At 68.3% G+C, this 22,986-nt stretch carries 28 protein-coding genes; 23 read left to right on the top strand and 5 right to left on the bottom strand.

Features of this window, described 5'->3' with window-relative positions; genetic code table 11:
* The first annotated feature begins 4 nt into the window (after positions 1 to 4).
* The gene (gene gspF, locus C7H84_RS18505; RefSeq protein WP_121860144.1) at positions 5 to 1,222 is read left to right on the top strand and encodes a type II secretion system inner membrane protein GspF; all 1,218 of its coding nucleotides are present in this window, start codon (positions 5 to 7) and stop codon (positions 1,220 to 1,222) included.
* Between the two features lie 35 nt (positions 1,223 to 1,257).
* Here gspF and C7H84_RS18500 read toward each other — a convergent pair whose 3' ends face one another.
* Complete coding sequence (locus tag C7H84_RS18500; protein WP_121860143.1) at positions 1,258 to 1,668, bottom strand: general secretion pathway protein GspC; 411 nt, start codon at positions 1,666 to 1,668, stop codon at positions 1,258 to 1,260.
* Positions 1,669 to 1,846: 178 nt separating this feature from the next.
* On the opposite strand from C7H84_RS18500, the gene gspG reads away from it, so the two are divergent.
* Genes gspG through C7H84_RS18460 form a run of 8 tightly spaced genes read left to right on the top strand, consistent with a single transcriptional unit; the run spans position 1,847 to position 7,743 of the window.
* Positions 1,847 to 2,299, top strand: coding sequence for a type II secretion system major pseudopilin GspG (gene gspG / locus C7H84_RS18495; protein WP_121860142.1), 453 nt, complete (start codon positions 1,847 to 1,849; stop codon positions 2,297 to 2,299).
* 42 nt (positions 2,300 to 2,341) lie between these two features.
* Positions 2,342 to 2,824, top strand: a complete 483-nt coding sequence (locus C7H84_RS18490; protein WP_121860141.1) for a GspH/FimT family pseudopilin — start codon at positions 2,342 to 2,344, stop codon at positions 2,822 to 2,824.
* 2 nt (positions 2,825 to 2,826) lie between these two features.
* A complete protein-coding gene (gene gspI / locus C7H84_RS18485; protein WP_121860364.1) occupies positions 2,827 to 3,225 on the top strand; it encodes a type II secretion system minor pseudopilin GspI in 399 nt (132 codons plus the stop codon).
* Positions 3,203 to 3,907 carry a prepilin-type N-terminal cleavage/methylation domain-containing protein gene (locus tag C7H84_RS18480; protein WP_121860140.1) on the top strand — a complete coding sequence of 235 codons (705 nt, stop codon included), beginning with the start codon at positions 3,203 to 3,205 and terminating at the stop codon, positions 3,905 to 3,907. The genes gspI and C7H84_RS18480 overlap by 23 nt, the downstream gene beginning before the upstream one ends.
* A 2-nt stretch (positions 3,908 to 3,909) precedes the next feature.
* Positions 3,910 to 5,022, top strand: coding sequence for a type II secretion system minor pseudopilin GspK (gspK, locus tag C7H84_RS18475; RefSeq protein WP_121860363.1), 1,113 nt, complete (start codon positions 3,910 to 3,912; stop codon positions 5,020 to 5,022).
* Between the two features lie 24 nt (positions 5,023 to 5,046).
* Positions 5,047 to 6,420, top strand: coding sequence for a type II secretion system protein GspL (gene gspL / locus C7H84_RS18470; protein WP_121860139.1), 1,374 nt, complete (start codon positions 5,047 to 5,049; stop codon positions 6,418 to 6,420).
* A complete protein-coding gene (locus tag C7H84_RS18465; protein ID WP_121860362.1) occupies positions 6,417 to 6,923 on the top strand; it encodes a type II secretion system protein M in 507 nt (168 codons plus the stop codon). The genes gspL and C7H84_RS18465 overlap by 4 nt, the downstream gene beginning before the upstream one ends.
* A gap of 31 nt (positions 6,924 to 6,954) precedes the next feature.
* Positions 6,955 to 7,743, top strand: a complete 789-nt coding sequence (locus C7H84_RS18460) for a type II secretion system protein N (protein WP_121860138.1) — start codon at positions 6,955 to 6,957, stop codon at positions 7,741 to 7,743.
* A gap of 164 nt (positions 7,744 to 7,907) precedes the next feature.
* On the opposite strand, the gene C7H84_RS36445 is transcribed toward C7H84_RS18460, so the two are convergent.
* The 3 genes from C7H84_RS36445 to C7H84_RS18450 form a co-directional block, all read right to left on the bottom strand.
* Entirely contained in the window at positions 7,908 to 8,066 is a 159-nt protein-coding gene (locus C7H84_RS36445) for a hypothetical protein (RefSeq protein WP_162999311.1), read from the bottom strand.
* Positions 8,067 to 8,308: 242 nt separating this feature from the next.
* Positions 8,309 to 9,844 (bottom strand): efflux transporter outer membrane subunit, encoded by a 1,536-nt coding sequence (locus C7H84_RS18455; protein ID WP_121860137.1) that lies wholly within the window; start codon positions 9,842 to 9,844, stop codon positions 8,309 to 8,311.
* Positions 9,845 to 10,152: 308 nt separating this feature from the next.
* Positions 10,153 to 10,443, bottom strand: coding sequence for a multidrug ABC transporter ATPase (locus C7H84_RS18450; RefSeq protein WP_121860361.1), 291 nt, complete (start codon positions 10,441 to 10,443; stop codon positions 10,153 to 10,155).
* A 174-nt stretch (positions 10,444 to 10,617) separates the two neighbouring features.
* Here C7H84_RS18450 and C7H84_RS18445 point away from each other — a divergent pair, with 174 nt between their 5' ends.
* Positions 10,618 to 11,106, top strand: coding sequence for a MarR family transcriptional regulator (locus C7H84_RS18445; RefSeq protein ID WP_121860136.1), 489 nt, complete (start codon positions 10,618 to 10,620; stop codon positions 11,104 to 11,106).
* A gap of 175 nt (positions 11,107 to 11,281) precedes the next feature.
* Entirely contained in the window at positions 11,282 to 12,844 is a 1,563-nt protein-coding gene (locus C7H84_RS18440; protein ID WP_121860135.1) for a DHA2 family efflux MFS transporter permease subunit, read from the top strand.
* A 120-nt stretch (positions 12,845 to 12,964) separates the two neighbouring features.
* Here the strand turns inward: C7H84_RS18440 and C7H84_RS18435 are convergent, their stop codons facing one another.
* Entirely contained in the window at positions 12,965 to 13,891 is a 927-nt protein-coding gene (locus C7H84_RS18435; RefSeq protein WP_121860134.1) for a LysR family transcriptional regulator, read from the bottom strand.
* Positions 13,892 to 14,032: 141 nt separating this feature from the next.
* Between C7H84_RS18435 and C7H84_RS18430 the strand changes: the two genes are divergently transcribed.
* The 12 genes from C7H84_RS18430 (at position 14,033) to C7H84_RS18375 (ending at position 22,946) form a co-directional block, all read left to right on the top strand.
* Positions 14,033 to 14,509 carry a CidA/LrgA family protein gene (locus C7H84_RS18430; protein ID WP_121860133.1) on the top strand — a complete coding sequence of 159 codons (477 nt, stop codon included), beginning with the start codon at positions 14,033 to 14,035 and terminating at the stop codon, positions 14,507 to 14,509.
* A 13-nt stretch (positions 14,510 to 14,522) separates the two neighbouring features.
* Positions 14,523 to 15,245, top strand: a complete 723-nt coding sequence (locus tag C7H84_RS18425) for an LrgB family protein (protein WP_121860132.1) — start codon at positions 14,523 to 14,525, stop codon at positions 15,243 to 15,245.
* Between the two features lie 214 nt (positions 15,246 to 15,459).
* A complete protein-coding gene (gene fliL / locus C7H84_RS18420; protein ID WP_121860131.1) occupies positions 15,460 to 15,996 on the top strand; it encodes a flagellar basal body-associated protein FliL in 537 nt (178 codons plus the stop codon).
* A 22-nt stretch (positions 15,997 to 16,018) separates the two neighbouring features.
* Positions 16,019 to 17,017 carry a flagellar motor switch protein FliM gene (gene fliM / locus C7H84_RS18415; RefSeq protein ID WP_121860130.1) on the top strand — a complete coding sequence of 333 codons (999 nt, stop codon included), beginning with the start codon at positions 16,019 to 16,021 and terminating at the stop codon, positions 17,015 to 17,017.
* Positions 17,010 to 17,507 (top strand): flagellar motor switch protein FliN, encoded by a 498-nt coding sequence (gene fliN, locus C7H84_RS18410; RefSeq protein WP_121860129.1) that lies wholly within the window; start codon positions 17,010 to 17,012, stop codon positions 17,505 to 17,507. The genes fliM and fliN overlap by 8 nt, the downstream gene beginning before the upstream one ends.
* Entirely contained in the window at positions 17,504 to 18,085 is a 582-nt protein-coding gene (gene fliO / locus C7H84_RS18405; protein ID WP_121860128.1) for a flagellar biosynthetic protein FliO, read from the top strand. Before fliN ends, fliO begins: the two co-directional genes overlap by 4 nt.
* 36 nt (positions 18,086 to 18,121) lie before the next feature.
* Positions 18,122 to 18,883, top strand: coding sequence for a flagellar type III secretion system pore protein FliP (fliP, locus tag C7H84_RS18400; protein WP_121860127.1), 762 nt, complete (start codon positions 18,122 to 18,124; stop codon positions 18,881 to 18,883).
* 17 nt (positions 18,884 to 18,900) lie between these two features.
* A complete protein-coding gene (gene fliQ / locus C7H84_RS18395; RefSeq protein ID WP_006750427.1) occupies positions 18,901 to 19,173 on the top strand; it encodes a flagellar biosynthesis protein FliQ in 273 nt (90 codons plus the stop codon).
* Positions 19,174 to 19,201: 28 nt separating this feature from the next.
* Positions 19,202 to 19,984: a flagellar biosynthetic protein FliR gene (fliR, locus tag C7H84_RS18390; protein ID WP_121860126.1), complete on the top strand. Its 783-nt coding sequence runs from the start codon at positions 19,202 to 19,204 to the stop codon at positions 19,982 to 19,984.
* A 143-nt stretch (positions 19,985 to 20,127) separates the two neighbouring features.
* Entirely contained in the window at positions 20,128 to 21,129 is a 1,002-nt protein-coding gene (locus C7H84_RS18385; RefSeq protein WP_121860360.1) for an ABC transporter substrate-binding protein, read from the top strand.
* A 113-nt stretch (positions 21,130 to 21,242) separates the two neighbouring features.
* The gene (locus tag C7H84_RS18380; RefSeq protein WP_121860125.1) at positions 21,243 to 22,040 is read left to right on the top strand and encodes an ABC transporter ATP-binding protein; all 798 of its coding nucleotides are present in this window, start codon (positions 21,243 to 21,245) and stop codon (positions 22,038 to 22,040) included.
* A gap of 48 nt (positions 22,041 to 22,088) precedes the next feature.
* Positions 22,089 to 22,946, top strand: coding sequence for an ABC transporter permease (locus tag C7H84_RS18375; protein WP_121860124.1), 858 nt, complete (start codon positions 22,089 to 22,091; stop codon positions 22,944 to 22,946).
* Positions 22,947 to 22,986 lie beyond the last annotated feature (40 nt).

Here is a 22,986-nt window from a genome sequence, read left to right as displayed (position 1 = left end):
CGCGATGCCGGCATTCCGTTTCGAAGCAATCGATTCGGCGGGGCGCGCGCAGAAAGGCGTGATCGACGCCGACAGCGCGCGTGCCGCGCGCGGCCAGCTGCGCACGCAGGGGCTGACGCCGCTCGTCGTCGAACCGGCCGCGAGCGCGAGCCGAGGCGCACGCTCGCAGCGCCTCGCGTTCGGCCGCAAGCTGTCGCAGCGCGAACAGGCGATCCTCACGCGCCAGCTCGCGAGCCTGCTGATCGCGGGGCTGCCGCTCGACGAGGCGCTCGGCGTGCTCACCGAGCAGGCCGAACGCGACTACATCCGCGAGCTGATGGCCGCGATCCGCGCGGAAGTGCTCGGCGGCCATTCGCTCGCGAATGCGCTGGGCCAGCATCCGCGTGATTTCCCCGAAATCTATCGCGCGCTCGTCGCGGCCGGCGAGCACACCGGCAAGCTCGGGATCGTGCTGTCGCGCCTCGCCGACTACATCGAACAGAGCAACGCGCTGAAGCAGAAGATCCTGCTCGCATTCACATATCCGGGCATCGTCACGCTGATCGCATTCGGCATCGTCACGTTCCTGCTGAGCTACGTGGTGCCGCAGGTCGTCAACGTGTTCGCGAGCACGAAGCAGCAGCTGCCGCTGCTGACGATCGTGATGATGGCGCTGTCGGATTTCGTGCGGCACTGGTGGTGGGCGATCCTGATCGCGGTCGCGCTCGTCGTGTGGTTCGTGAAGGCGACGCTGTCGCGCGCCGGGCCGAGGCTCGCGTTCGACCGCTGGGTGCTGACCGCGCCGCTCGCGGGCAAGCTGGTGCGCGGCTACAACACGGTGCGCTTCGCGAGCACGCTCGGCATTCTTACCGCGGCCGGCGTGCCGATCCTGCGCGCGCTCCAGGCGGCCGGCGAGACGCTGTCGAACCGCGCGATGCGCGCGAACATCGACGATGCGATCGTCCGCGTGCGCGAAGGCTCCGCGCTGTCGCGCGCGTTGAACAACGTGAAGACGTTTCCGCCGGTGCTCGTGCACCTGATCCGTTCCGGCGAAGCGACGGGCGACGTGACGACGATGCTCGACCGTGCGGCCGAAGGCGAGGCACGCGAGCTGGAGCGGCGCACGATGTTCCTGACGAGCCTGCTCGAGCCGCTGCTGATCCTGGCGATGGGCGGGATCGTGCTCGTGATCGTGCTGGCCGTGATGCTGCCGATCATCGAGCTGAACAACATGGTGCAGTGATGACGGCCTGAGCGGCGCCCAGGCCGGCGCGCCGTTCAGCGCATGTAGATCGCCGGGGACGGCGTGTTGGCGGGGAGCTGGACTTCGGCGCGGGCGCCGTTGCGGTCGACGATGATCGAGCGGCTGCGGACTTCGGCGAGCTTCGCGCCGGACGTGAGTTCCGCGCCGAGCGACACGGCGCGCGGCGGTTCGCCGCCGATGCCGACGATCGCGGCGCCGCCATGTTCGAGCGCGAGAATGCCGAACAGGTGGATGTCCTGCACGGGATTCTTGTCGAGCTGTCCGCCGAAGAGCGCGGCGGCGTCCTCGGTGCGGATCGGCAGCCGCGCGGCGGCGGCGGGCAGCGGCGCTTCGCGGGCGGACAGCGTGACGACCCAGTAGGTGGCCGTCGCGCACAAACCCGCGAAGAGGGCTAGGGAGAGGATCCGGATCGAGAGCGCGTTCATGCGCGCTATTGTACGGATCAATATGAAATTTGCGTTGGGTGAAAGCCCTCGGCAGTGCGCGCCTTACAATGCGTGCTCCGCGCCCGGGGTATCGGAAGCTTGTCGTCAGGCAGGCATGCCGCGATTCGCAGGGTGCGACACTCAATCGATGACATTTTTTGGAAAGAGGTAGTCAGTCATGCAAACGTGGATCACTCGCCGTAATGCGGCCGTGCGCCGTCAGCGCGGTTTCACGCTGATCGAGATCATGGTGGTGGTCGCGATCCTCGGGATCCTGGCGGCACTGATCGTGCCGAAGATCATGAGCCGTCCCGACGAGGCGCGCCGTATCGCCGCGAAGCAGGACATCGGCACGATCATGCAGGCGCTCAAGCTGTACCGGCTCGACAACGGCCGCTATCCGACCCAGGAGCAGGGCCTGAACGCGCTGATCCAGAAGCCGGCCACCGATCCGATCCCGAACAACTGGAAGGACGGCGGCTATCTCGAGCGCCTGCCGAACGATCCGTGGGGCAACGGGTACAAGTACCTGAACCCGGGCGTGCACGGCGAGATCGACGTGTTCAGCTACGGCGCCGACGGCAAGGAAGGCGGCGAAGGCGGCGACACCGACATCGGCTCGTGGCAGTAAGCGTGCGCTGACCGGCCCGACGTTCGTCCCCGTTCTTCATTCATGCGCGCCCTTCGCACGCCCTTGCGCTCCGCTCGCGCACGCGGCTTCACGCTGCTCGAGATGCTGGTCGTGCTCGTGATCGCGGGCTTGCTGGTGTCGCTCGCGTCGCTGTCGCTCACGCGCAACCCGCGCACCGACCTGCGCGAGGAGGCGCAGCGCGTCGCGCTGCTGTTCGAGAGCGCCGGCGACGAAGCGCAGGTGCGCGCGCGCCCGATCGCGTGGCAGCCGACCGCGCACGGCTTCCGGTTCGACGTGAGTTCGCCCGACGGCTGGCGTCCGCTGCGCGACGACCTGCTGCGCCCGCGCGACTGGGACGGCGGCGTGACCGGCGCCGATATCGATTATCCGGGGTCAGACACGCGCGCGAGCCGCGTCGTGTTCGGCACGGAAAGCATCGACACGCCGGTGCGCGTGACGCTGCATTCGGCGGTCGGCAGTGCGACGATCGTCGGCACGGGCAACGGCCGTTACGAGGTGCAATGACGATGCGTCGTCGCCTGCCGTTCGCGGCTTCTTCCCGAGGCTTCACGATGATCGAGGTGCTGGTGGCGCTCGCGATCATCGCGGTCGCGCTCGCCGCGTCGATCCGCGCGGTCGGCACGATGGCGACCAACGCGTCCGATCTCCATCGCCGGCTGCTCGCCGGCTGGAGCGCCGACAACACGCTCGCGCAACTGCGCCTCACGCATGCGTGGCCGGAGGTCGGCGAGCAGAGTTTCGATTGTTCGCAAGGTAACGTGCAGCTCGTCTGCACGCAGCGCGTGAGCACGACGCCGAACCCGGTGTTCCGGCGCGTGCAGGTATCGGTGAGCACGCCCGGGCACGCCGGCGTGCTCGCGCAAATGGTGACGGTGGTCGCGAATGAAACCAGCCGTCCGCTCTGACGCGCCGCTGCGGCGCCGGCCCGCAGGTTCCGACGGCGCGCGCCGTGTGCGCGGCTTCACGCTGATCGAGCTGATGATCGCGATCGCGATTCTCGCCGTCGTCGCGATCCTGTCGTGGCGCGGGCTCGACCAGATCATGCGCGGCCGCGACAAGGTGGCGTCCGCGATGGAAGACGAGCGCGTGTTCGCGCAGATGTTCGACCAGATGCGCATCGACGCGCGGCTCGCCGCGACCGACGACGAAGCCGGCCAGCCGGCGATCGGCGTCGCCGGCAATACGCTGCAGATCGTCCGCGAGCTCGACGTGCCGGGCGCCGCGCCGCGGCTGCAGGTAGTGCGCTACCGGATCGCCGGCGGGCGCGTCGTGCGCTATGCGTCGCCGCCGCTCGCCGATGCGAACCGCCTGCGCGACACGCTGAAGGACAGCAGCGTCGAGGGCTGGAGCTGGGTCGCGCTGATGGGCGGCGTCGGCGCGATCGACGCGAAGCTGTACGTGCCGCGCGTCGGCTGGACCACCAACCTACAGACGGCCAACGACGCGCTGTCGCAGAACAACGATGCGCTGAAGGTGCCGCAGATCGGCAACGCGCCGCCGGCGCGCGCGGTGACGGGGCTGCAGGTCAGCATCGGCGCGACGTCGCTGCGCGTGCCCGTCACGCGCATCTTCCTGGTCGGGGAATGACGATGCGCGCGCGTTTTCACCGTTCCCGGATCGTCGCCCGCGCGCCGGCCCGCGCCCGTCGCGAGCGCGGCGCGGCGATCATCACCGCGCTCCTCGTCGTCGCGCTGTCGGCGATCCTCGTGTCGGGGATGCTGTGGCGCCAGCAGGTGCAGATTCGCCGGATCGAGAACCAGCGCGTGATCGCGCAGGCGCAGTGGGTTGGGCGCGGCGCACTCGACTGGACGCGCATGATCCTGCGCTCCGAAGGCGACACCGCGCCGGGCATCACTTATCTCGGCGGGATCTGGGCCGTGCCGATCGCGAAGACCAAGCTGTCGGACTTCCTCGGCCGGATCGGCACGCCCAACGACAACGGCGGCGAAGATACCTACATTTCCGGATCGATCGAGGACGCGCAGGCGAAGTACAACCTGCGCAACCTCGTGTCGTCGCCGGCGCCCGGCGTGCTGCAGCTCAACGTGATGCAGCTCCAGGCGTTCCAGCGGCTGCTGACGACGCTCGGCTACGACGGCGCGTTCGCGAAGCGCATCGCGCTGCAGACGCGCGCGGCCCTGATGCACTCGGCGACGCGTTTCCAGACCCCCACGCTGCCCGGCGCCGGGACGGCCGCGACCGCGCCGGTGGCCGGCGGCGACATGACCGGCAACATCACCGACGAACCGGGGATGTCCGACGGCGACCGCGGGCCTGCCCCGCTCGTGATGTCGGGCGTCGACAGCCTGCTCGACGTCGACGGCGTGACGCCCGAAATGGTCGCGCGGCTGCGCCCGTTCGTCACCGTGCTGCCGACCACGACGCCGGTGAACATGAACACCGCGCCAGCCGAGGTGATCGCGGCGCTGGTGCCGGGGATGAGCGTGTCGTCCGCGCAGGCGCTCGTGTCGCGCCGCGAGACCGTGTTCTTCCGCAACGTCGGCGACGTGCAGCTCGCGCTGCGCGGTGCCGGCGCGCCGAACGCGACGATCGACTCGAGCCTCGTCGACGTCAATTCGAGTTACTTCATCGTGCATGGCCGGATCCAGCACGATCGCGCGGAGGTCGATCGCACCTCGCTCGTGTATCGTGATCCGACCACGCACTCGACGCGGGTCGTGCGCATCCGCGACCAGCTATAACGACGCCATCCGGGAGAGGAGCTCTTGAGCACGCTGATTGTTTCTTTGCCGCCGCGCGAGCCGGCCGTGCCGTTGCAGGAATGGCAGTGGCCCGAGCTGTCGTTCACGCTCGTGGACAAGGCCGGCCAGGTGCAGCGCGCGGGCCGTGCCGCGCTCACGCTGCTGCCGCGCGCGAACGCGACGCTGCTGATCGTCGCCGCGCGCGACGTGCTGCTGCTGGCCGCGACCGTGCCGCCGCTCAAGGGGCCGAAACTGCGCCAGGCGCTGCCCAACATCGTCGAGGATCAGCTGATCCAGGATCCGCTCGGCTGCCACATCGCGCTCGATCCGGTCGCGCTGCCCGATGGCCGACGCGTGCTGGCCGTCGTCGATCGCGCGTGGTTCCGCACGATCTGTGACGCATTCACCGCGGCCGGTCACCGGCACCTGAGCGCGGTGCCGGCGACGCGCTGCCTGCCCGTGCCGCGCGCTGCGGCGGCCGAAGCGGCGCCGGATGCACCGGTCGACGCTGAAGCCACGCAAGCTGCCGCAATCGCGCACGCGGCTGAACCCCCCGCGCGCCCGACCGCGGTGGCCGCGGTGCTCGGCCTCGCGACCGTGGTCGAACCGGTGCTCGTCGAGGCCGGCGCGCTGCCGGCCGCGGCCGGGGCGCCGCGTCTCGAGCTCGCGATCGCGCGCGGTGCGCTCGGCGAAGGCTTCGCGGCGCCCGCGTCGCGCGCCGGCGGCACGCTCGCCGCGCTCTCGGGCGGCGCCGACGTCGAACTGTACGAACTCGGCGAACCGGGTGCGGAGCCGCGCCTCGCATCGGTCGGCCGCACCGACGCCCCGCTGCTGCCGGGCGCGCAACCGCTGTCGTTCGACGCGTTCGCGCGGCGTGCGCTCGCCGAACGCTTCGATCTGTGCCAGTTCGAATTCGAATCGCAGCCGTGGCGCTTCGATCGCGCGACGGTGAAGCGCCTGCGTGTGCCGATCGCACTCGTGGCCGCCACGCTCGGCATCGCGGTGATCGGGATGAACCTGCACTGGTGGAAGCTGTCGCGCGAGCGCGATGCGCTGTCCGCGCAGATCACCGAAACCCTGTTGTCGGCGTTCCCGAAGACCACGACGGTGCTCGATCCGCCCGCGCAGATGCAGCGCCAGCTCGACCAGCTGCGCGTCGCGGCGGGCGAGCTGTCGCCGAACGATTTCCTCGCGCTGTCGAGCGGGCTGTCGCGCTCGATGGGCGCGCTGCCGCTGAACGGAATCGCATCGCTCGATTATCACGACCGGCGGCTCGACGTCGGCTTCAAGCCTGAGGTCAAGGTCGACCCCGATTTCCCGCAGCGTCTCGCGCGCAACGGGCTGGCCGGCGAAGTCGACAGCAGCACCGGCAAATGGACGATCCGGAGCCGCTCATGAACATGGAACAACTGAACCAGACGCTCGCCCAGTTCTGGGGCGAGCGCACGCCGCGCGAACGCACGCTGCTCGGCTGGGGCGGCACCGTGCTGGCTGTCGCGATCGCGTACTCGGTGCTGTGGTCGCCCGCGCAGGAAGGCCGCGCGCGGATCCGGCGCGAGCTGCCGACGATGCGCCAGGAACTCGCGCAGATGACCGCGCAAGCCAATGAGGCGAAGTCGTTGACGGTCGCCGCGCAAGGCGTCGCGCCCACCGGCCTCGCGCTGAAGGATGCGCTCGCCGCATCGCTGTCCGATCACGGGCTGCAGGGCGCGCAGGCACAGGTGGTCGGCAACGGCGTGCAGATCCAGATGAAGAACGTGCCGTTCCCGGTGTGGACGCAATGGCTCGACGACGCGCGCCGGCAGTTCAAGGTGCAGGTCGGCGAAGCGCACGTGACCGCGCTGAAGGAAGACGGCCAGGTCGACCTGACGGCCGTGATGCAACCCTCGACGCAGAAATGACGCAGTGGATGAAACCAGCGACGGTCGGCCGATGAGGCCAGGGATCAGGCGGCTCGTCGCCGCATTGCCGTGGGTGGCGGCGGGCGGCCTCGCGACGGCGCTGACGCTCGTCGCGCTCGCGCCGGCCGCGTGGATCGCGCCGCAGTTCGCGCGCGCGACCGGCGGCCACGTGAACCTCGTCGATCCGGACGGCTCGCTGTGGCACGGCTCGGGCACGCTGATGCTCGCGCCGGGCGCGGACCAGAGCGCGGCGACGCTGCTGCCGGGCCGGGTCGAATGGACGACGCGCTTCTGGCCGCTGCTGACCGGGCGCGTGCAGATGCGCATGCGGCAGACGGAAGCGATGCCCGACGCCGTCACGCTCGACGCCACGTGGCGCAGCGCGGTGCTGTCGGCCGGCTCGATGGCCGTGCCTGCGTCGCTGCTCGCGGGGCTCGGCACACCGTTCAACACGCTCGACCTGCAGGGCGACGTGCGGCTCGGCTGGACCGACTGGCGGATGCTCGGCCACAACGCATTCGGCCAGCTCACGGTGACGATCGATTCGATGAGTTCGCGCGTGTCGCGCGTGAAGCCGCTCGGGTCGTACCGTGCGGTGCTGCAGGCGAAGGGGACAGCCGCCGATCTCGACCTGTCGACGACGCAGGGCCCGCTGTTCCTCGACGGACACGGCAGTTTCGGCCCCGGCCAGGGATCGTTCCGCGGCACCGCGCATGCGGCACCCGAGCAGCAGGCGAACCTCGCGGGGTTGCTGAACCTGCTCGGCCATCCGATCGGCAACAACCAGGTGTCGCTGATCTTCGGCGACGCGACGCGCTGAGTGCGCGCAGATGCATTGCACATGCACACAAATGTGCGAGCTACCGGAATGATTTTTACTGAAATCGCCGCCAGCACGGTTGCAATACGCCGGCCTTTACTTCGATTCAGATATCAAGCCGCCGGACAATGAAACGAAGGGCCGGCAAAGCCGGCCCATGCAACTTACTTGTCGCCAGTCGCCGTTTTCAGAACCCAGTACGCTTCGCCGTTCGGCGTGGGCGGCATGATGTTGTTGATACCGATGGCGCGTGTGTCATTCGGATTTCCAACAGGATGCCACGTGCCGCCCTGCGGGCATTTTTGTCCGATATGTGCAATCATTTTTTCGTTTTCCTTGTTAAGGGTGAATTCGCATCATGGTGTCGATGCAGTGAATTCGTAAGTTGCGCCCTTAATAAGTTCAATGATTTTATTTTGAGATAATCGAGAGACGACAAAAATCAAACTTTATATGGAATTTGTCGAATTCGATTATCGGCTTTTAGGACGTGAACGAAAGAATTCATTTTCTCGATTCTCTCGCTCGCTGATATGCCAGGCCGTCGTTCAAGCGAGCGCGATATTCATTTCTGGGCGACCGGCGTGGCCGCCGCGCTGCTCGCGGACGCCGGCACCGGCGCCGCCACGTCGCCCGTCTCGCGCGTCATGTCCGCCGCATCCCAACCGCCGCCGAGCGCCTTCACGAGCCCGACCGACGACGTCATCCGCTGCCCCGCGATCGTCGCCAGCTTCTGCTGCGCGGTGAACGCGGTGGTCTGCGCGGTCAGCACGTTCAGGTAGGCAACGGTGCCGGCCTTGTACTGGTTCGTGACGATCGCGAGCGAGTGCTCGGCGCTGTCGACGGCCTGCCGCTGCACGTCGATTTCCTGCGCGAGGATGCGCTGCGACGCGAGGTTGTCTTCGACGTCCTGGAACGCGGTGAGCACCGCGAGGCGGTACGCGGCGACGTCCTGATCGTAGGTCGCGCGCGCGGCGTCGGTCTGCGCGGCGCGCAGGCCGGCGTCGAACAGCGTCGCGGCGAGCTGCGGGCCGACCGTCCAGAAGCGCGCGGGCAGCGTGAACAATTGCGACCATACCGAGCTCTGGAAGCCGCCGGTGGCCGACAGCGTGAGGGTCGGGAAGAACGCGGCGATCGCGACGCCGATCTGCTCGTTCGCGGCCGCCGCGCGGCGCTCGGCCGCGGCGATGTCGGGCCGGCGCTCGAGCAGCGCGGACGGCACGTCGACCGGCGTGATCGGCGGCTCCGCCGTGAGCGGGTTCGGCGGCAGCGAGAACGTCGATGCCGGTTCGCCGATCAGCGTCGCGATCGCATGCTCGTACTGCGCGCGCGCGACACCGTTTTCGATCGACGCGGCCTGCGCGCTCTGCAGCTGCGTTTGCGCCTGGATCACGTCCGCGCGCGCGGCGACGCCCTGCGCGTACTGGTTCTGCGTGAGCTTCAGCGATTCGCCGTACGACTTCACCGTATCGTCGAGCAGCTTCTGCAGCGCATCGGACGTGCGCAGCTGGAAGTAGGTCTGCGCGAGCAGCGCCTGCTGCGACAGCCGCGCGTTCGCGAGATCGGCCGCGGCGGCCGCTTCGCCGGCGCGCTGCGCGCTGACGCTGCGGCTCACCTTGCCCCACAGGTCGGGCTCCCAGCTCGCATCGAGCCCGACGCTGTAGCTGTTGCTGATCGACGAACTGCTGCCGAAGCTCGACGAACTCGACGACGTGGACGCGCGGCCCGTACGGGAGCGCGAGCCCGACGCGGTCAGCCCGACGGTCGGGAAATACGCGGCACGCGCCTCGGAGACGAGCGCGCGGGCCTGCCGGTACGCGGCGGCCGATTGAGCGATGGTCTGGTTCGATGCGTTCAGCTTGCCGATCAGCGCGTCGAGCTGCGGATCGTTGTAGACGCTCCACCACGGCCCGCGGTCGGCACGGTCGGCCGGCTGCGCGACCTTCCAGCCGGCCGGCGCTTCCTTGAAGGCGGCGGGGATCGACGTGTCGGGCCGGTGGTAGTCGGGCCCGACGGCGCAGCCGGCGAGCAGCACGGCGGTCGCAACGGCGACGGCGGCGCTCAGCGGGCGAAGGGCGCGCGGGAGGGAGGCGTACGGCATCGTGATGTTCCTGTCTGGGCGCGACGGCCGGCGAGCGGTGTCGCGCGGTGCGGTCATGCGGTGCGGTCGTGGGCCGCTGGCGGACAAATGGTAACTGACGGCGGGACAGCCGCGCAGCCCTAAGGGTACGGCGTGCGGCCGCACGCATGTGTTACCGGCGCGGCCGGCCGGGTTACCGGTCGTTACGGCGCGCTTGCCGCCGCGACAGGAATGAATCGCGGTATAGGCGACGAACGACGACCGGCCGCGGGCGTACTCGTCGGTCGGTCGCTCAGTCTGTCAGTGGGAATGACGGGAACCGCGCGGCTTCAGTGGCAGCGCACCGGAATGGGAGCAGGAACGGGTTCGGCGGCGGACCGCCATGTCGACGACTCCGTGGCCACCGGCCGGCCCGTGCGGCGGGCGGCACCCTTCGCGTTGCGCTGCCGGCGATGATCGAACCATGCGAAGCCGAGCGCCGCGAGCGATCCGCCCGGTACCACCAGCATCGTCACGTACAGCGCGATCTTCCAGCCGCGGTGCGGCCCGGAGAACACATGATGAGCGGTATCGGTCAGGTTGCGGCGCAGCGCGCCGGCGGCATTTTTCAGGAACAGCATCGCGAACATCCTCGGGGGCCCGGCAGTGCGGGCTAAGCGGTCAGAACATCGTCTCCGGCAGTGCAACATGCACGTCGTAACTGGTTGACTGAAATAATATTGACTATGCAATCATTTTTCAAGATACTGGGCGCGTTTTAACCTGAAACGCACTGTTGCTGCGCGCGCAATCGCATGAACGGCGGCCTCTACGATCCCGATACCATCGCACTGGAAACGAGCCTCGGTTACTACCTGACCAAGGCCCGGCAGGCGCTCGTCGAGCGCATGGATCGCGCGCTCGAGCCGTACGACCTCACCGCGCAGCAGATCGGCGTGATCCTGCTGTTGTCGCGCGGCTATGCGCGCACGCCGTTCGAGTTGTCGCGCAAGATGTCGTACGACAGCGGCTCGATGACCCGGATGCTCGATCGCCTCGAGCGCAAGGGCCTCGTCGCGCGCTCGCGCAGCGAGCAGGACCGCCGGATGATCGAGCTGACGCTGACCGAACGCGGCGCCGAGGCGGCCCGCGCGCTGCCGTCGCTGATCGCGACCGCGCTGAACGCGCAACTCGCCGGCTTCTCGGCCGACGAACTCGACACGCTCACCGGCCTGCTGCAACGCTTCATCGCGAACGGGCCCGGCGACGCCGGCTGCCCGAAACCCGACGAACCCGACTGCTGAGCACGCGAGGCACGATGTCTAGGTTAAACATTCGCTTATTTCTCTGTCTGGGCAGAAGATGACGAGGCACGTGCTCCGTTACGCTCCCTCCCCGTTCCAACCGGCCGGGCCGCGCAGTAGCGTGTGCCCGTGCGTCGCGCCGGCGCGTCGTGCGCGCGCCGTCTAGGAGATTCCGATGTCCGCCACCACGGCATCCGCCGCGCAACCTGCCGCCCAACCCGCGCCGCTCACCGGCGGCGCGCTCGCGCTCCTCACCGTGGGGCTCGCACTCGGCACCTTCATGGAAGTGCTCGACACGTCGATCGCGAACGTCGCGGTGCCGACCATTTCGGGCAGCCTCGGCGTCGCGACCAGCGAAGGCACGTGGGTGATCTCGTCGTATTCGGTGGCGTCCGCGATCGCGGTGCCGCTGACCGGCTGGCTTGCACGGCGGGTCGGGGAGGTGCGCCTGTTCACGCTGTCGGTGCTCGCGTTCACGATCGCATCGGCGCTGTGCGGCCTCGCGTCGAACTTCGAGACCCTGATCGCGTTCCGGCTGCTGCAGGGCCTGGTGTCGGGCCCGATGGTGCCGCTGTCGCAGACGATCCTGATGCGCAGCTATCCGCCCGCGAAGCGCGGGCTCGCGCTCGGGTTATGGGCGATGACGGTGATCGTCGCGCCGATCTTCGGCCCGTTGCTGGGCGGCTGGATCAGCGACAACTACACGTGGCCGTGGATCTTCTACATCAACCTGCCGATCGGCATCTTTTCGGCGGCCTGCGCGTATTTCCTGCTGCGCGGCCGCGAAACGAAGACGTCGAAACAGCGGATCGACGCGATCGGCCTCGCGCTGCTCGTGATCGGCGTGTCGTGCCTGCAGATGATGCTCGACCTCGGCAAGGACCGCGACTGGTTCAACTCGAGCTTCATCGTCGCGCTCGCGCTGATCGCGGTCGTGTCGCTCGCGTTCATGCTCGTGTGGGAGGCGACCGAGAAGGAGCCGGTGGTCGATCTGTCGCTCTTCAAGGACCGCAACTTCGCGCTCGGCGCGCTGATCATCTCGTTCGGCTTCATGGCGTTCTTCGGCTCGGTCGTGATCTTCCCGCTGTGGCTGCAGACGGTGATGGGCTACACGGCCGGCAAGGCCGGCCTCGCGACCGCGCCGGTCGGGCTGCTCGCGCTGGTGCTGTCGCCGCTGATCGGGCGCAACATGCACCGGCTCGACCTGCGGATGGTCGCGAGTTTCGCGTTCATCGTGTTCGCGGGCGTGTCGGTGTGGAATTCGACGTTCACGCTCGACGTGCCGTTCAACCACGTGATTCTGCCGCGGCTCGTGCAGGGGATCGGCGTCGCGTGCTTCTTCGTGCCGATGACGACGATCACGCTGTCGAGCATTTCCGACGACCGGCTCGCGAGCGCGTCGGGGCTGTCGAACTTCCTGCGCACGCTGTCCGGCGCGATCGGCACCGCGGCCAGCTCGACGTTCTGGGAGAACGATGCGATCTACCACCACGCACGGCTGTCGGAATCGGTGAGCATCTACGCGCAGAACACGACCGACTACCAGGGCGCGCTCGCGCAGCTCGGGATCGTCGGTCAGACGGCCAACGCGCAGTTGAACCAGCTCGTCACGCAGCAGGGCTTCATGATGGCGACCAACGACTTCTTCCACCTGTCGGCGGGCGTGTTCATCGCGCTCGCGGCGCTCGTGTGGATCACGAAGCCGAAGAAGGGTGCCGGGCCGGCGATGGGGCATTGAAGGTCGCCGCGTTCGGGTTCCGGATATGCCGGCCATGCGGCGTCCGCCACGACGATAAAGAGGTAAGCTGGCCGACCCAGGCTCGCGGAGCGGTGAAATGCTGAACGTCTCAGCCCGGCCTCACTCCCGCCCCCGCAATCCCCCGAACGCCAGATCGTCGCCCGACGCGATCGGCAGCGTCGCCCGCGCGACGTCGAGCCATGCCCGCGCCGCGTGCGACAGATACCCCTTCTTCAGCCAGCCGAGCGCGATCGCCCACGTGATCTCCGGCTCGACGATCGGCCGGCACGTGAACTGCCGCGTGTCGAGCCGCCGGCAGTACGGCTCCGGCAGCAGCGCGATGCCGACGCCCGCATGCACCAGCGCGGCCATGAAGTCCCACTGGCCGCTGCGGCTCACGATCGACGGCGTGAAGCCGGCCTGCCGGCACGCGTCGAGCACCGCATCGTGCAGCGCGAGGCTTTCCGCGTAGAACACGAACGACTCGCGCGCGAGATCGGCGAGCGGCACGGCCGCGTGCTCCTCCCAGCGCGACTCGCGCGGCGCGACGAGCCACAGCGGCGCGCGCACCATCGGCAGCCGGTCGAAGGTGTCAGGGTCGACCGGCTCCAGCAGCCCGCCGAGTTCCAGCTCGCCCGACATCAGCGCGGCCTCGATCATCCGCGCGCCCTGCTCGAACAGCTTCAGCTCGATGTTCGGATAGCGCTGCTTGTACGCGGCGATGATCGGCGTGAACAGCGACCCGCCGAGCGGCGGAATGCCGATCGTCAGCTCGCCGCGCCCGAGCGTGCCGAGATCCTTCAGCTCGGACTGCAGCTGCGCCTGCGCGGCGAGCACGTCCTGGCCGCGCTGGAACACGATCCGCCCCGCGTCGGTCAGCACCATCTGCCGGCCGTCGCGCAGCAACAGCGGCGAGCCGATCTCGTCCTCCAGCGCTTTCACCATCTTGCTGATGGTCGGCTGCGTGACGAACAGGCGGTCGGCGGCCGCGGTGAAGCTCTGCTGACGAACCACCTCGACGAAGTACCGCAGCGCGCGCAATTCCATCGATCACTCCCCAGTTTGGTGCGGCCACGCGCACCGGAATTCCGAATTGGAATGACAAGGATAGAGACAAGTCATTTTATTTATGGTTAGGGGAAACCCTATACTTGGGCCATTGACAGCACTATCCGTATGGAGCCCGCCATGACCAAGCCGACCACCGCCGCCGCCGCTCGTCCCGCCGCCTCCGGCAACGTTGCGCGCACCGGCCGGATCGTGCTGCAGGCCACCGCCCTCGGCGTGCTGTGGATGGGCGTCGACTGGGCCGTGCGCAAGGTCGGACTGCCCGTGCCGTCCGGCGTGATCGGGCTCGCGGTGCTGCTCGCGCTGCTGTTCTCCGGCCGCGTCGCGCCGGCATGGGTGAAGGACGGCGCGAACTGGCTGCTGTCCGACATGCTGCTGTTCTTCGTGCCGGCCGCCGTCGCGGCCGTCCAGTACGGCGGGCTGTTCCGCGAGGACGGTTGGCGCATCGCACTGGTGATGCTCGCCGGCACCGCGTTCGTGATGGTCGCGGTGGCCGTCGCGGTCGACCTCGCCGCGAAGCTCGAGCGCCGGCTCGCTGCGCAGCGCGTGTTCGCCGAACGCCGCCGCGCGCGTCTTGCCACCGTGTCCGCGCACTGAGCCGGAGCCTGCGATGTTGCCGCTGCTGTCGAACCTGTCCCCCGATCAGGTGAATACCGCGATCTCCGTCGGCTGCTTCGTGCTGACGGTCGCGCTGTATTTCGCGTCGAAGCGGCTCTACGCGTACAAGAAGACGCTGCTGTTCTCGCCGCTCGTGTTCGTGCCGGGCGTGCTGGTGCTGCTCGTGCTGCTGACCGGCATCCCGTATTCGGTCTACTTCCGCGACACGCGCTGGCTGATGTGGCTGCTCGGCCCGGCGACGATCGCGTTCGCGGTGCCGATCTACGACTATCGCGACCTGATCCGCCGCCATTGGCTGTCGCTGTCGGTGGGCGTCGCGGTCGGGATCGCGGCGGGCGTGTGCGGGTCGCTGCTCCTCGCGAAGCTGCTCCACCTGTCGCCCGAGCTGCAGCGCTCGCTGATGACGCGCTCGGTCTCGACCCCGTTCGCGCTCGCCGTGTCCGACAAGATCCACGCGCCGAAGGACCTCACCGCGCTGTTCGTGATCGCGACCGGCATCTGCGGGATGCTGCTCGGCGAGATCGTGCTCGCGCTGGTGCCGATGCGCACGCGGCTCGCGCGCGGCGCGCTGTTCGGCGCCGCCGCGCATGGTGTCGGCACCGCGAAGGCGCGCGAGATCGGCAGCGAGGAAGGGGTCGTGTCGAGCCTCACGATGATGATCGCGGGCGTCGCGATGGTGCTGATCGCGCCGCTGCTGTCGCTGCTGCCGATCTGACGATGCACGGGCGGGCGCCGCTCGCCCGCCGTTCCTGTCTTCCCTGCCCTTTCTGCCTTTCCCGCCGGCCCGGGCTCGCGCCCGCCGCGCCCCGTCCGACTGCTTTCCCGCCGTTCGTACCCTGCATCGAGCCGACACCCGGCCGACAATCGGCTGAGATAGCCGCAATTCCCCCCTCTTTTCCGCCCATTGGGCTCGGCCCGGATGCCGAACAATGCATGCTACGAGACATCACGCACGCATTCACATGGCCTCCACGACCGCAAACCCGACCGCCGACAAGCCGGCTTCATCCGGCAAGTTCAAGCGCATCGCGCTCATCGCCGTCATCGCGCTGGGCGCGGCTGCCGCCGCCGCGGGCGGCATGTACGTGTTCCTGAGCAAGGCAGGCGTCGGCCATGCGAGCGCGCCGGCCGAACCGGCGCCGCTCGCCGCACCGGTGTTCTTCCCGCTCGACCCGCTGACCGTGAACCTGCAGTCGGACGACGGCGCGCAACACTACCTGCGCGTCGGCCTGTCGCTGAAGCTCACCGACCCGAAGGCGCAGGAGCAGCTGACCGCGCGCATGCCGGAAATCCGCAGCCGGATCCTGCTCGCGCTGTCGAACAAGCATCCCGAGGATCTCGCGACGCCGAACGGCAAGCGTTCGCTCGCGACGGAACTGCGGGAGCTGATCGAACAGCCGACCCAGCCGGGCAACCAGCGCGCGAAGGTCGACGACGTGCTGTTTACCGAATTCGTCGTCCAGTAACGCGGCCGGACAAGGAGCGCGCATGGGCCACCAGGAGTTCATGTCCCAGGAGGAGGTCGATGCCCTCCTCAAGGGCGTCACGGGCGAAACCGACGCAGTCGACGAGCAGCGCGACACGTCGGGCGTCCGCCCCTACAACATCGCGACGCAGGAGCGGATCGTCCGCGGCCGGATGCCCGGCCTCGAGATCATCAACGACCGCTTCGCGCGTCTGTTGCGGATCGGCATCTTCAACTTCATGCGGCGCACGGCGGAAATCTCCGTGAGCCAGGTGAAGGTGCAGAAGTACAGCGAGTTCACCCGAAACCTGCCGATCCCGACGAACCTGAACCTGGTGCACGTGAAGCCGCTGCGCGGCACGTCGCTGTTCGTGTTCGATCCGAACCTCGTGTTCTTCGTGGTCGACAACCTGTTCGGCGGCGACGGGCGCTTCCATACCCGCGTCGAGGGCCGCGACTTCACGGCCACCGAGCAGCGGATCATCGGCAAGCTGCTGAACCTGGTGTTCGAGCACTACGCGACCGCGTGGAAGAGCGTGCGGCCGCTGCAGTTCGAATTCGTGCGCTCCGAGATGCACACGCAGTTCGCGAACGTCGCGACGCCGAACGAGATCGTGATCGTCACGCAGTTCTCGATCGAATTCGGGCCGACGGGCGGCACGCTGCACATCTGCATGCCGTACTCGATGGTCGAGCCGATCCGCGACGTGCTGAGCTCACCGATCCAGGGCGAGGCGCTCGAAGTCGACCGCCGCTGGGTGCGCGTGCTGTCGCAGCAGGTGCAGTCGGCCGAGGTCGAGCTGACGGCGGATCTCGCGGAGATCCCGTCGACCTTCGAGAAGATCCTCAACCTGCGCACGGGCGACGTACTGCCGCTGGAGATCGACGACACGATCACCGCTAAGGTCGACGGCGTGCCGGTGATGGAGTGCGGCTACGGCATTTTCAATGGTCAATATGCGTTGCGCGTGCAGAAGATGATCAGCGCGAGCGACACGATGAAGGAAGGTGGATATGAGTGAGCTGAACCAGACGCCCGACGACGACATCCTGGCGATGGCCGACGCGGCCCTCGCGGCTTCGGCCGCCGATGTGCAGGCCGCACCGGCCGCGGCCGCGGGCGAGGAAGAACAGGGCCTGGACGACTGGGCCGCCGCGCTCGCCGAGCAGAACCATCAGCCCGTGCCGGCAGGCGCGACCGGCGCCGGCGTATTCCAGCCGCTGTCGAAGGCCGCGGCCAGTTCGACGCACAACGACATCGAGATGATTCTCGACATCCCGGTCAAGATGACCGTGGAGCTCGGCCGCACGAAGATCGCGATCCGCAACCTGCTGCAGCTCGCGCAGGGGTCGGTCGTCGAGCTCGACGGCATGGCCGGCGAGCCGATGGACGTGCTCGTGAACGGCTGCCTGATCGCGCAGGGCGAAGTCGTGGTCGTCAACGACAAGTTCGGCATCCGGCTGACCGACATCATCACGCCGGCCGAACGTATCCGGAAACTGAATCGATGAAGGTTGCGAAGTCCGGCCGCCGCGCGTACGTTCTCGCGAACGCTGCAGCGGCGGGGGTCGCCGTCGCCGCGTCGCTCGCATGCGCGCCGGCCGGCGCCGCCGACATGAACGCGGTGAACAACGCGGGTTCGATCGCGTCGAGCGTGATGGTCGGCTCGGCCGCGCCGTCGCTCGGCGTCGGCGCGGTGCTGCAGACGCTGGTCGGGCTCGCGGTCGTGATCGGCCTCGTGTTCGGCTGCGCGTGGCTCGCGCGCCGCTTCGGGTTCCAGCCCGCGCGGCGCGGCGGCCCGCTGAAGGTCGTATCGAGCGTCGGGCTCGGCGCGAAGGAAAGCGCGACGATCGTCGAGATCGGCGACACCTGGCTCGTGCTGGGCGTCGCGCCCGGCAACGTGCGGCTGCTGCATACGCTGCCGGCCGGCTCGGCAGCCGCCACGATGCCGACGTCGGCTTCGACCGACACCGCCGCCGGCACCGGCAACGCTTCGGCCGATGGCCAGCCCGGCACGTTCGGCGCGCGGTTTCGCGACGCGCTCGCGGGCGAAGCCGCGAAGCGCTTCGGGCGCGGCAAGGACCGCTGACATGGCGTCGCGCCCCAATTCCGTCTCTGCATTCCGATGAAACACGAATTCCTGCGTCGCGCGGCGCGCTTCGCGCCCGTGCTGATCCTTGGCGTCGCTCCGGCGCTTGCGTGCGCGCAGGCGGCCGGCCTGCCCGCGTTCAACACGAGCCCCGGCCCGAACGGCGGCACCACCTATTCGCTGAGCGTGCAGACGATGCTGCTGCTCACGATGCTGTCGTTCCTGCCGGCGATGCTGCTGATGATGACGAGCTTCACGCGCATCATCATCGTGCTGTCGCTGCTGCGCCAGGCGCTCGGCACCGCGACGACGCCGCCGAACCAGGTGCTGGTCGGCCTTGCGATGTTCCTCACCTTCTTCGTGATGTCGCCGGTGCTCGACCGTGCGTACGCCGACGGCTACAAGCCGTTCTCCGACGGCTCGATGCCGATGGAGCAGGCCGTGCAGCGCGGCGTCGCGCCGTTCAAGACCTTCATGCTGAAGCAGACCCGCGAGACCGATCTCGCGCTGTTCGCGAAGATCTCGAAGGCCGCGCCGATGCAGGGCCCGGAAGACGTGCCGCTGTCGCTGCTGGTGCCCGCGTTCGTCACGAGCGAGCTGAAGACCGGCTTCCAGATCGGCTTCACGATCTTCATCCCGTTCCTGATCATCGACATGGTCGTCGCGAGCGTGCTGATGTCGATGGGGATGATGATGGTGTCGCCGTCCACCGTGTCGCTGCCGTTCAAGCTGATGCTGTTCGTGCTGGTCGACGGGTGGCAGCTGCTGATCGGCTCGCTCGCGCAGAGCTTCACGTAAGCGGAGGACGCGCCCCGATGACGCCTGAACAAGTAATGACGCTCGCGCACCAGGCGATGATGGTCGGCCTGCTGCTCGCCGCCCCGCTGCTGCTGGTCGCGCTCGCGGTCGGCCTCGTCGTGAGCCTGTTCCAGGCCGCGACGCAGATCAACGAATCGACGCTGTCGTTCATCCCGAAGCTGCTCGCGGTGGCCGCGACGCTCGTGATCGCCGGCCCGTGGATGCTGACGACGATGCTCGACTACCTGCGGCAGACGCTGCTGCACGTCGCGACGCTCGGCGCCGGCTGAGCGACGCGCCCGGCTCCGTCTCCCCGCGATGTTCTCGGTTACCTACGCACAGCTCAACGGCTGGCTGACCGCCTTCCTGTGGCCGTTCGTGCGGATGCTCGCGCTCGTCGCGACCGCGCCGGTGGTCGGCCACGCGGCGGTGCCGGTGCGCGTGAAGATCGCGATCGCCGCGTTCATGGCGCTCGTCGTTGCACCGACGCTCGGCGCGATGCCCGGTGTCACCGTGTTCTCCGCGCCGGGCATCTGGATCGTCGTCACGCAGTTCCTGATCGGCATCGCGCTGGGCTTCACGATGCAACTCGTGTTCGCGGCCGTCGAGGCGGCCGGCGACTTCATCGGGCTGTCGATGGGGCTCGGCTTCGCGACCTTCTTCGATCCGCATTCGAACGGCGCGACGCCGGTGATGGGCCGCTTCCTGAACGCGATCGCGATGCTCGCGTTCCTCGCGGTGGACGGCCACCTGCAGGTGTTCGCGGCACTGGCCGCGTCGTTCCAGACGCTGCCGGTATCGGCCGACCTGCTGCACGCGCCCGGCTGGCGCACGCTCGCCGCATTCGGCGCGACCGTGTTCGAGATGGGGCTGCTGCTCGCGCTGCCGGTGGTCGCCGCGCTGCTGATCGCGAACCTCGCGCTCGGGATCCTGAACCGCGCGGCGCCGCAGATCGGCATCTTCCAGATCGGCTTCCCGGTCACGATGCTGGTCGGGCTGTTGCTGGTGCAACTGATGATCCCGAACCTCGTGCCGTTCGTGTCGCACCTGTTCGACATGGGGCTCGACGCGATGGGGCGGGTGCTGCTGGCGTGGCGCTAGGCCGCCTGCGCGCCCGCTTGCTGGAAAACCCCTAAAGGAATCGGCCGCCCGCGAAAGGTACCGGAAGGTTTCGCCTCCCTATACTCGTCATGACGATGCAGCAAGCATCGCGCCATACGAATACAACGAAGGAGACGACCCCGATGCGACCCATCCTGCGCACCCTCGCCGTTGCAGCCAGCCTCAGCTGCGCGCTCGCCGCTCACCCCGCTTTCGCCGACGACGGCAAAATCACCATCATGGTCGGCGGGATCGCGAAGCTGATCTACCTGCCCGCGCGGCTCACGCAGGAGCTCGGCAACTTCAAGGCCGAAGGGCTCGACGTCGAGCTGCTGTCGCAGCCGGCCGGCGTCGACGCCGAGAACGAACTCCTGGCGGGCGCCGTGCAGGGCGTCGTCGGCTTCTACGACCATGCGGTCGACCTGCAGAGCAAGGGCAAGGACGTGAAGGCGATCGCCGTACTCTGCCAGGTGCCGGGCGAGGTCGAACTGGTGTCGACCAAGGCGGCGCCGACCTTCAAGTCGATGGCCGACGCGAAGGGCAAGACGCTCGGCGTGACGGGCCTCGGCTCGTCGACCAGCTTCCTCACCCAATACCTCGCGCTGCAGCAAGGCGTGCCGTCGACGCAGTACACGATGCTGCCGGTCGGCGCCGACGCGAGCTTCATCGCCGCGATCAAGCAGGGCCGCATCGACGCCGGCATGACGACCGAGCCGACGGTGTCCGCGCTCGAGAAGATGGGCGACGCGAAGGTGCTGGTCGACCTGCGCACGCTGGAAGGCACGCGCGCCGCGCTCGGCGGCACCTACCCGGCCGCGAGCCTGTACGTGCAGTCGGCATGGGCCGATTCGCACAAGGCGGAGGCCACCAAGCTCGCGCACGCGTTCGCGAAGACGATGCAGTTCATCCACACGCACAGCGCCGAGGAAATTGCCGCGAAGATGCCGGCGGACTACCAGAAGGACAAGGCGCTGTACGTGTCCGCGCTGAAGGCATCGCTGCCGATGTACACCGCCGACGCGAAGATGCCGGCCGACGGCCCGGCAACCGTGCTGAAGGTGCTGTCGGCGTTCAACCCGTCGGTGAAGGGCAAGCACATCGACCTGGCGCGCACCTACACCAACGATTTCGTGAACGCGAAGTAAGCCGCAACGCGCGGCGGCGGCGATCCCGCCGCCGCGCGTTCCCCGTTCCGGCCCGGCTGACCGGCCCGGCGGCGCCACGACGCGACGCCCTCCTCACCCGCAGGACGAATGCAATGAACCAGGCAGTTTCCCCGAGCACACCGGCGATCGAGTTTCGCAATGTGTCGTGCCGCTTCATTTCGCCGGAAGGCAAGGCCACCGTCGCGTTGCGCGACTTCAGCATGAGCGTCGCGCGCGGCGAGTTCATCGCGATCGTCGGGCCGACCGGCTGCGGCAAGTCCACCACGCTGAACATGATCACCGGGCTGCTCAAGCCGGCGTCGGGCGAGGTGCGCGTGATGGGCCGCCCGGTCGACGGGATCGACCCGCGCATCGGCTTCGTGTTCCAGGCCGACGCCGTATTCCCGTGGCGCAACGTGATCGACAACGTCGCGGCGGGCCCGCTGTTCCGCGGCCGCTCGAAGGACGTCGCGTACGCGCAGGCCGAGGAATGGATCCGCAAGGTCGGCCTCGACAAGTTCACGAAGCACTACCCGCACCAGCTCTCCGGCGGGATGAGGAAGCGCGTCGCGCTCGCGCAGACCTTCATCAACCAGCCGGAAATCCTGCTGATGGACGAGCCGTTCTCCGCGCTCGACATGCAGACGCGCACGCTGATGCAGGACGAACTGCTGCAGCTGTGGTCGGCGAACAAGGGCTCGGTCGTGTTCGTCACGCACGATCTCGAAGAGGCGATCGCGCTCGCCGACCGCGTGTTCGTGCTGACCGCGCGCCCCGCGACGCTCAAGCGCGTGTACGAGATCGACCTGCCGCGCCCGCGCGTCATGTCGGAAGTGCGCTACGACGCGCGCTTCATCGAGATTTCCAAGGACATCTGGCACGACCTGCGCGAAGAAGTGCAGATCGGCTGACGCATACGCCGCACGCAAGCCACGGCAACAAACAGCAAGGACAGGAGCATGACCGACATGACGCTACCCCCCACCGCCCTTCCGGCGACGACGCTCGAGGACGAGTCGCGCGCCGCTCAAACCCGGCTGCGCCGCCGCCGGCAACTCATCATCGGCCTGCGGATCGCCGTGCTCGTCTTCGTGCTGGGCGGCTGGGAACTCGCTGCACGCCTGAAGTGGATCGATTCGTTCTTCTTCTCGCAGCCGACGCTGATCTTCGCGCAGATCCAGGACTGGTTCGTCAACGGCACGTCGCAAGGGCCGCTGCTCACGCAGGTCTGGGTGACGCTCGAGGAGACCACGATCGGCTTCCTGATCGGCTCGGTCGCCGGCGTGATCTGCGGGATCGTGCTCGGCCGCAACAAGCTGATGGCCGACGTGTTCGGCCTGTACATCCAGATCGCGAACTCGATTCCGCGCGTCGTGCTGGGCTCGGTGTTCGTGATCGCGCTCGGCCTCGGGATGGCGTCGAAGATCGCGCTGGCCGTCGTGATGGTGTTCTTCGTCGTGTTCGGCAACGCGTTCCAGGGTGTGCGCGAAGCCGACCGCTACCTGATCGCCAACGCGCAGATCCTCGGCGCGTCGCGCCGGCAGATCACCACCTCCGTCGTGATTCCGTCCGCGCTCAGCTGGATTCTCGCGAGCCTGCACGTGAGCTTCGGTTTCGCGCTGGTCGGTGCGGTGGTCGGCGAATTCCTGGGTTCCAAGCAGGGCATCGGCCTGCTAATCTCCACCGCCCAGGGTGCGTTCAACGCGAGCGGCGTGTTCGCGGCGATGATCGTGCTGGCCGTGGTCGCACTGGCCGCCGACTACCTGCTGACCCGGATCGAGAAGCGCTTGCTGAAGTGGCGCCCCGCCGCTTTCTGAGCGTCGCACGCAGCATCGGATCACCCACCCGAACCGCGCC

The sequence above is a fragment of the Burkholderia sp. Nafp2/4-1b genome (genome assembly GCF_003635165.1).
Lineage (GTDB): Bacteria > Pseudomonadota > Gammaproteobacteria > Burkholderiales > Burkholderiaceae > Burkholderia.
The sequence above is the reverse complement of the archived record's forward strand: the minus strand, read 5'-3'. Positions and strand labels throughout refer to the sequence as shown.

Excerpts from the sequence above, each read along its gene's own strand:
- gspG (WP_121860142.1), top strand. The coding sequence starts at position 1,847 with ATGCAAACGTGGATCACTCGCCGTAATGCGGCCGTGCGCCGTCAGCGC.
- gspF (WP_121860144.1), top strand. The coding sequence starts at position 5 with ATGCCGGCATTCCGTTTCGAAGCAATCGATTCGGCGGGGCGCGCGCAG.
- C7H84_RS36445 (WP_162999311.1), bottom strand. The coding sequence starts at position 8,066 with ATGATTGCACATATCGGACAAAAATGCCCGCAGGGCGGCACGTGGCAT.
- C7H84_RS18440 (WP_121860135.1), top strand. The coding sequence starts at position 11,282 with ATGTCCGCCACCACGGCATCCGCCGCGCAACCTGCCGCCCAACCCGCG.
- C7H84_RS18455 (WP_121860137.1), bottom strand. The coding sequence starts at position 9,844 with ATGCCGTACGCCTCCCTCCCGCGCGCCCTTCGCCCGCTGAGCGCCGCC.
- C7H84_RS18425 (WP_121860132.1), top strand. The coding sequence starts at position 14,523 with ATGTTGCCGCTGCTGTCGAACCTGTCCCCCGATCAGGTGAATACCGCG.
- C7H84_RS18465 (WP_121860362.1), top strand. The coding sequence starts at position 6,417 with ATGAACATGGAACAACTGAACCAGACGCTCGCCCAGTTCTGGGGCGAG.
- fliL (WP_121860131.1), top strand. The coding sequence starts at position 15,460 with ATGCATGCTACGAGACATCACGCACGCATTCACATGGCCTCCACGACC.
- fliR (WP_121860126.1), top strand. The coding sequence starts at position 19,202 with ATGTTCTCGGTTACCTACGCACAGCTCAACGGCTGGCTGACCGCCTTC.
- C7H84_RS18490 (WP_121860141.1), top strand. The coding sequence starts at position 2,342 with ATGCGCGCCCTTCGCACGCCCTTGCGCTCCGCTCGCGCACGCGGCTTC.
- C7H84_RS18460 (WP_121860138.1), top strand. The coding sequence starts at position 6,955 with ATGAGGCCAGGGATCAGGCGGCTCGTCGCCGCATTGCCGTGGGTGGCG.
- C7H84_RS18430 (WP_121860133.1), top strand. The coding sequence starts at position 14,033 with ATGACCAAGCCGACCACCGCCGCCGCCGCTCGTCCCGCCGCCTCCGGC.
- C7H84_RS18445 (WP_121860136.1), top strand. The coding sequence starts at position 10,618 with ATGAACGGCGGCCTCTACGATCCCGATACCATCGCACTGGAAACGAGC.
- fliP (WP_121860127.1), top strand. The coding sequence starts at position 18,122 with ATGAAACACGAATTCCTGCGTCGCGCGGCGCGCTTCGCGCCCGTGCTG.
- fliO (WP_121860128.1), top strand. The coding sequence starts at position 17,504 with ATGAAGGTTGCGAAGTCCGGCCGCCGCGCGTACGTTCTCGCGAACGCT.
- C7H84_RS18500 (WP_121860143.1), bottom strand. The coding sequence starts at position 1,668 with ATGAACGCGCTCTCGATCCGGATCCTCTCCCTAGCCCTCTTCGCGGGT.
- gspI (WP_121860364.1), top strand. The coding sequence starts at position 2,827 with ATGCGTCGTCGCCTGCCGTTCGCGGCTTCTTCCCGAGGCTTCACGATG.
- C7H84_RS18435 (WP_121860134.1), bottom strand. The coding sequence starts at position 13,891 with ATGGAATTGCGCGCGCTGCGGTACTTCGTCGAGGTGGTTCGTCAGCAG.
- fliN (WP_121860129.1), top strand. The coding sequence starts at position 17,010 with ATGAGTGAGCTGAACCAGACGCCCGACGACGACATCCTGGCGATGGCC.
- C7H84_RS18450 (WP_121860361.1), bottom strand. The coding sequence starts at position 10,443 with ATGCTGTTCCTGAAAAATGCCGCCGGCGCGCTGCGCCGCAACCTGACC.
- C7H84_RS18480 (WP_121860140.1), top strand. The coding sequence starts at position 3,203 with ATGAAACCAGCCGTCCGCTCTGACGCGCCGCTGCGGCGCCGGCCCGCA.
- fliM (WP_121860130.1), top strand. The coding sequence starts at position 16,019 with ATGGGCCACCAGGAGTTCATGTCCCAGGAGGAGGTCGATGCCCTCCTC.
- fliQ (WP_006750427.1), top strand. The coding sequence starts at position 18,901 with ATGACGCCTGAACAAGTAATGACGCTCGCGCACCAGGCGATGATGGTC.
- gspK (WP_121860363.1), top strand. The coding sequence starts at position 3,910 with ATGCGCGCGCGTTTTCACCGTTCCCGGATCGTCGCCCGCGCGCCGGCC.
- C7H84_RS18375 (WP_121860124.1), top strand. The coding sequence starts at position 22,089 with ATGACCGACATGACGCTACCCCCCACCGCCCTTCCGGCGACGACGCTC.
- C7H84_RS18380 (WP_121860125.1), top strand. The coding sequence starts at position 21,243 with ATGAACCAGGCAGTTTCCCCGAGCACACCGGCGATCGAGTTTCGCAAT.
- C7H84_RS18385 (WP_121860360.1), top strand. The coding sequence starts at position 20,128 with ATGCGACCCATCCTGCGCACCCTCGCCGTTGCAGCCAGCCTCAGCTGC.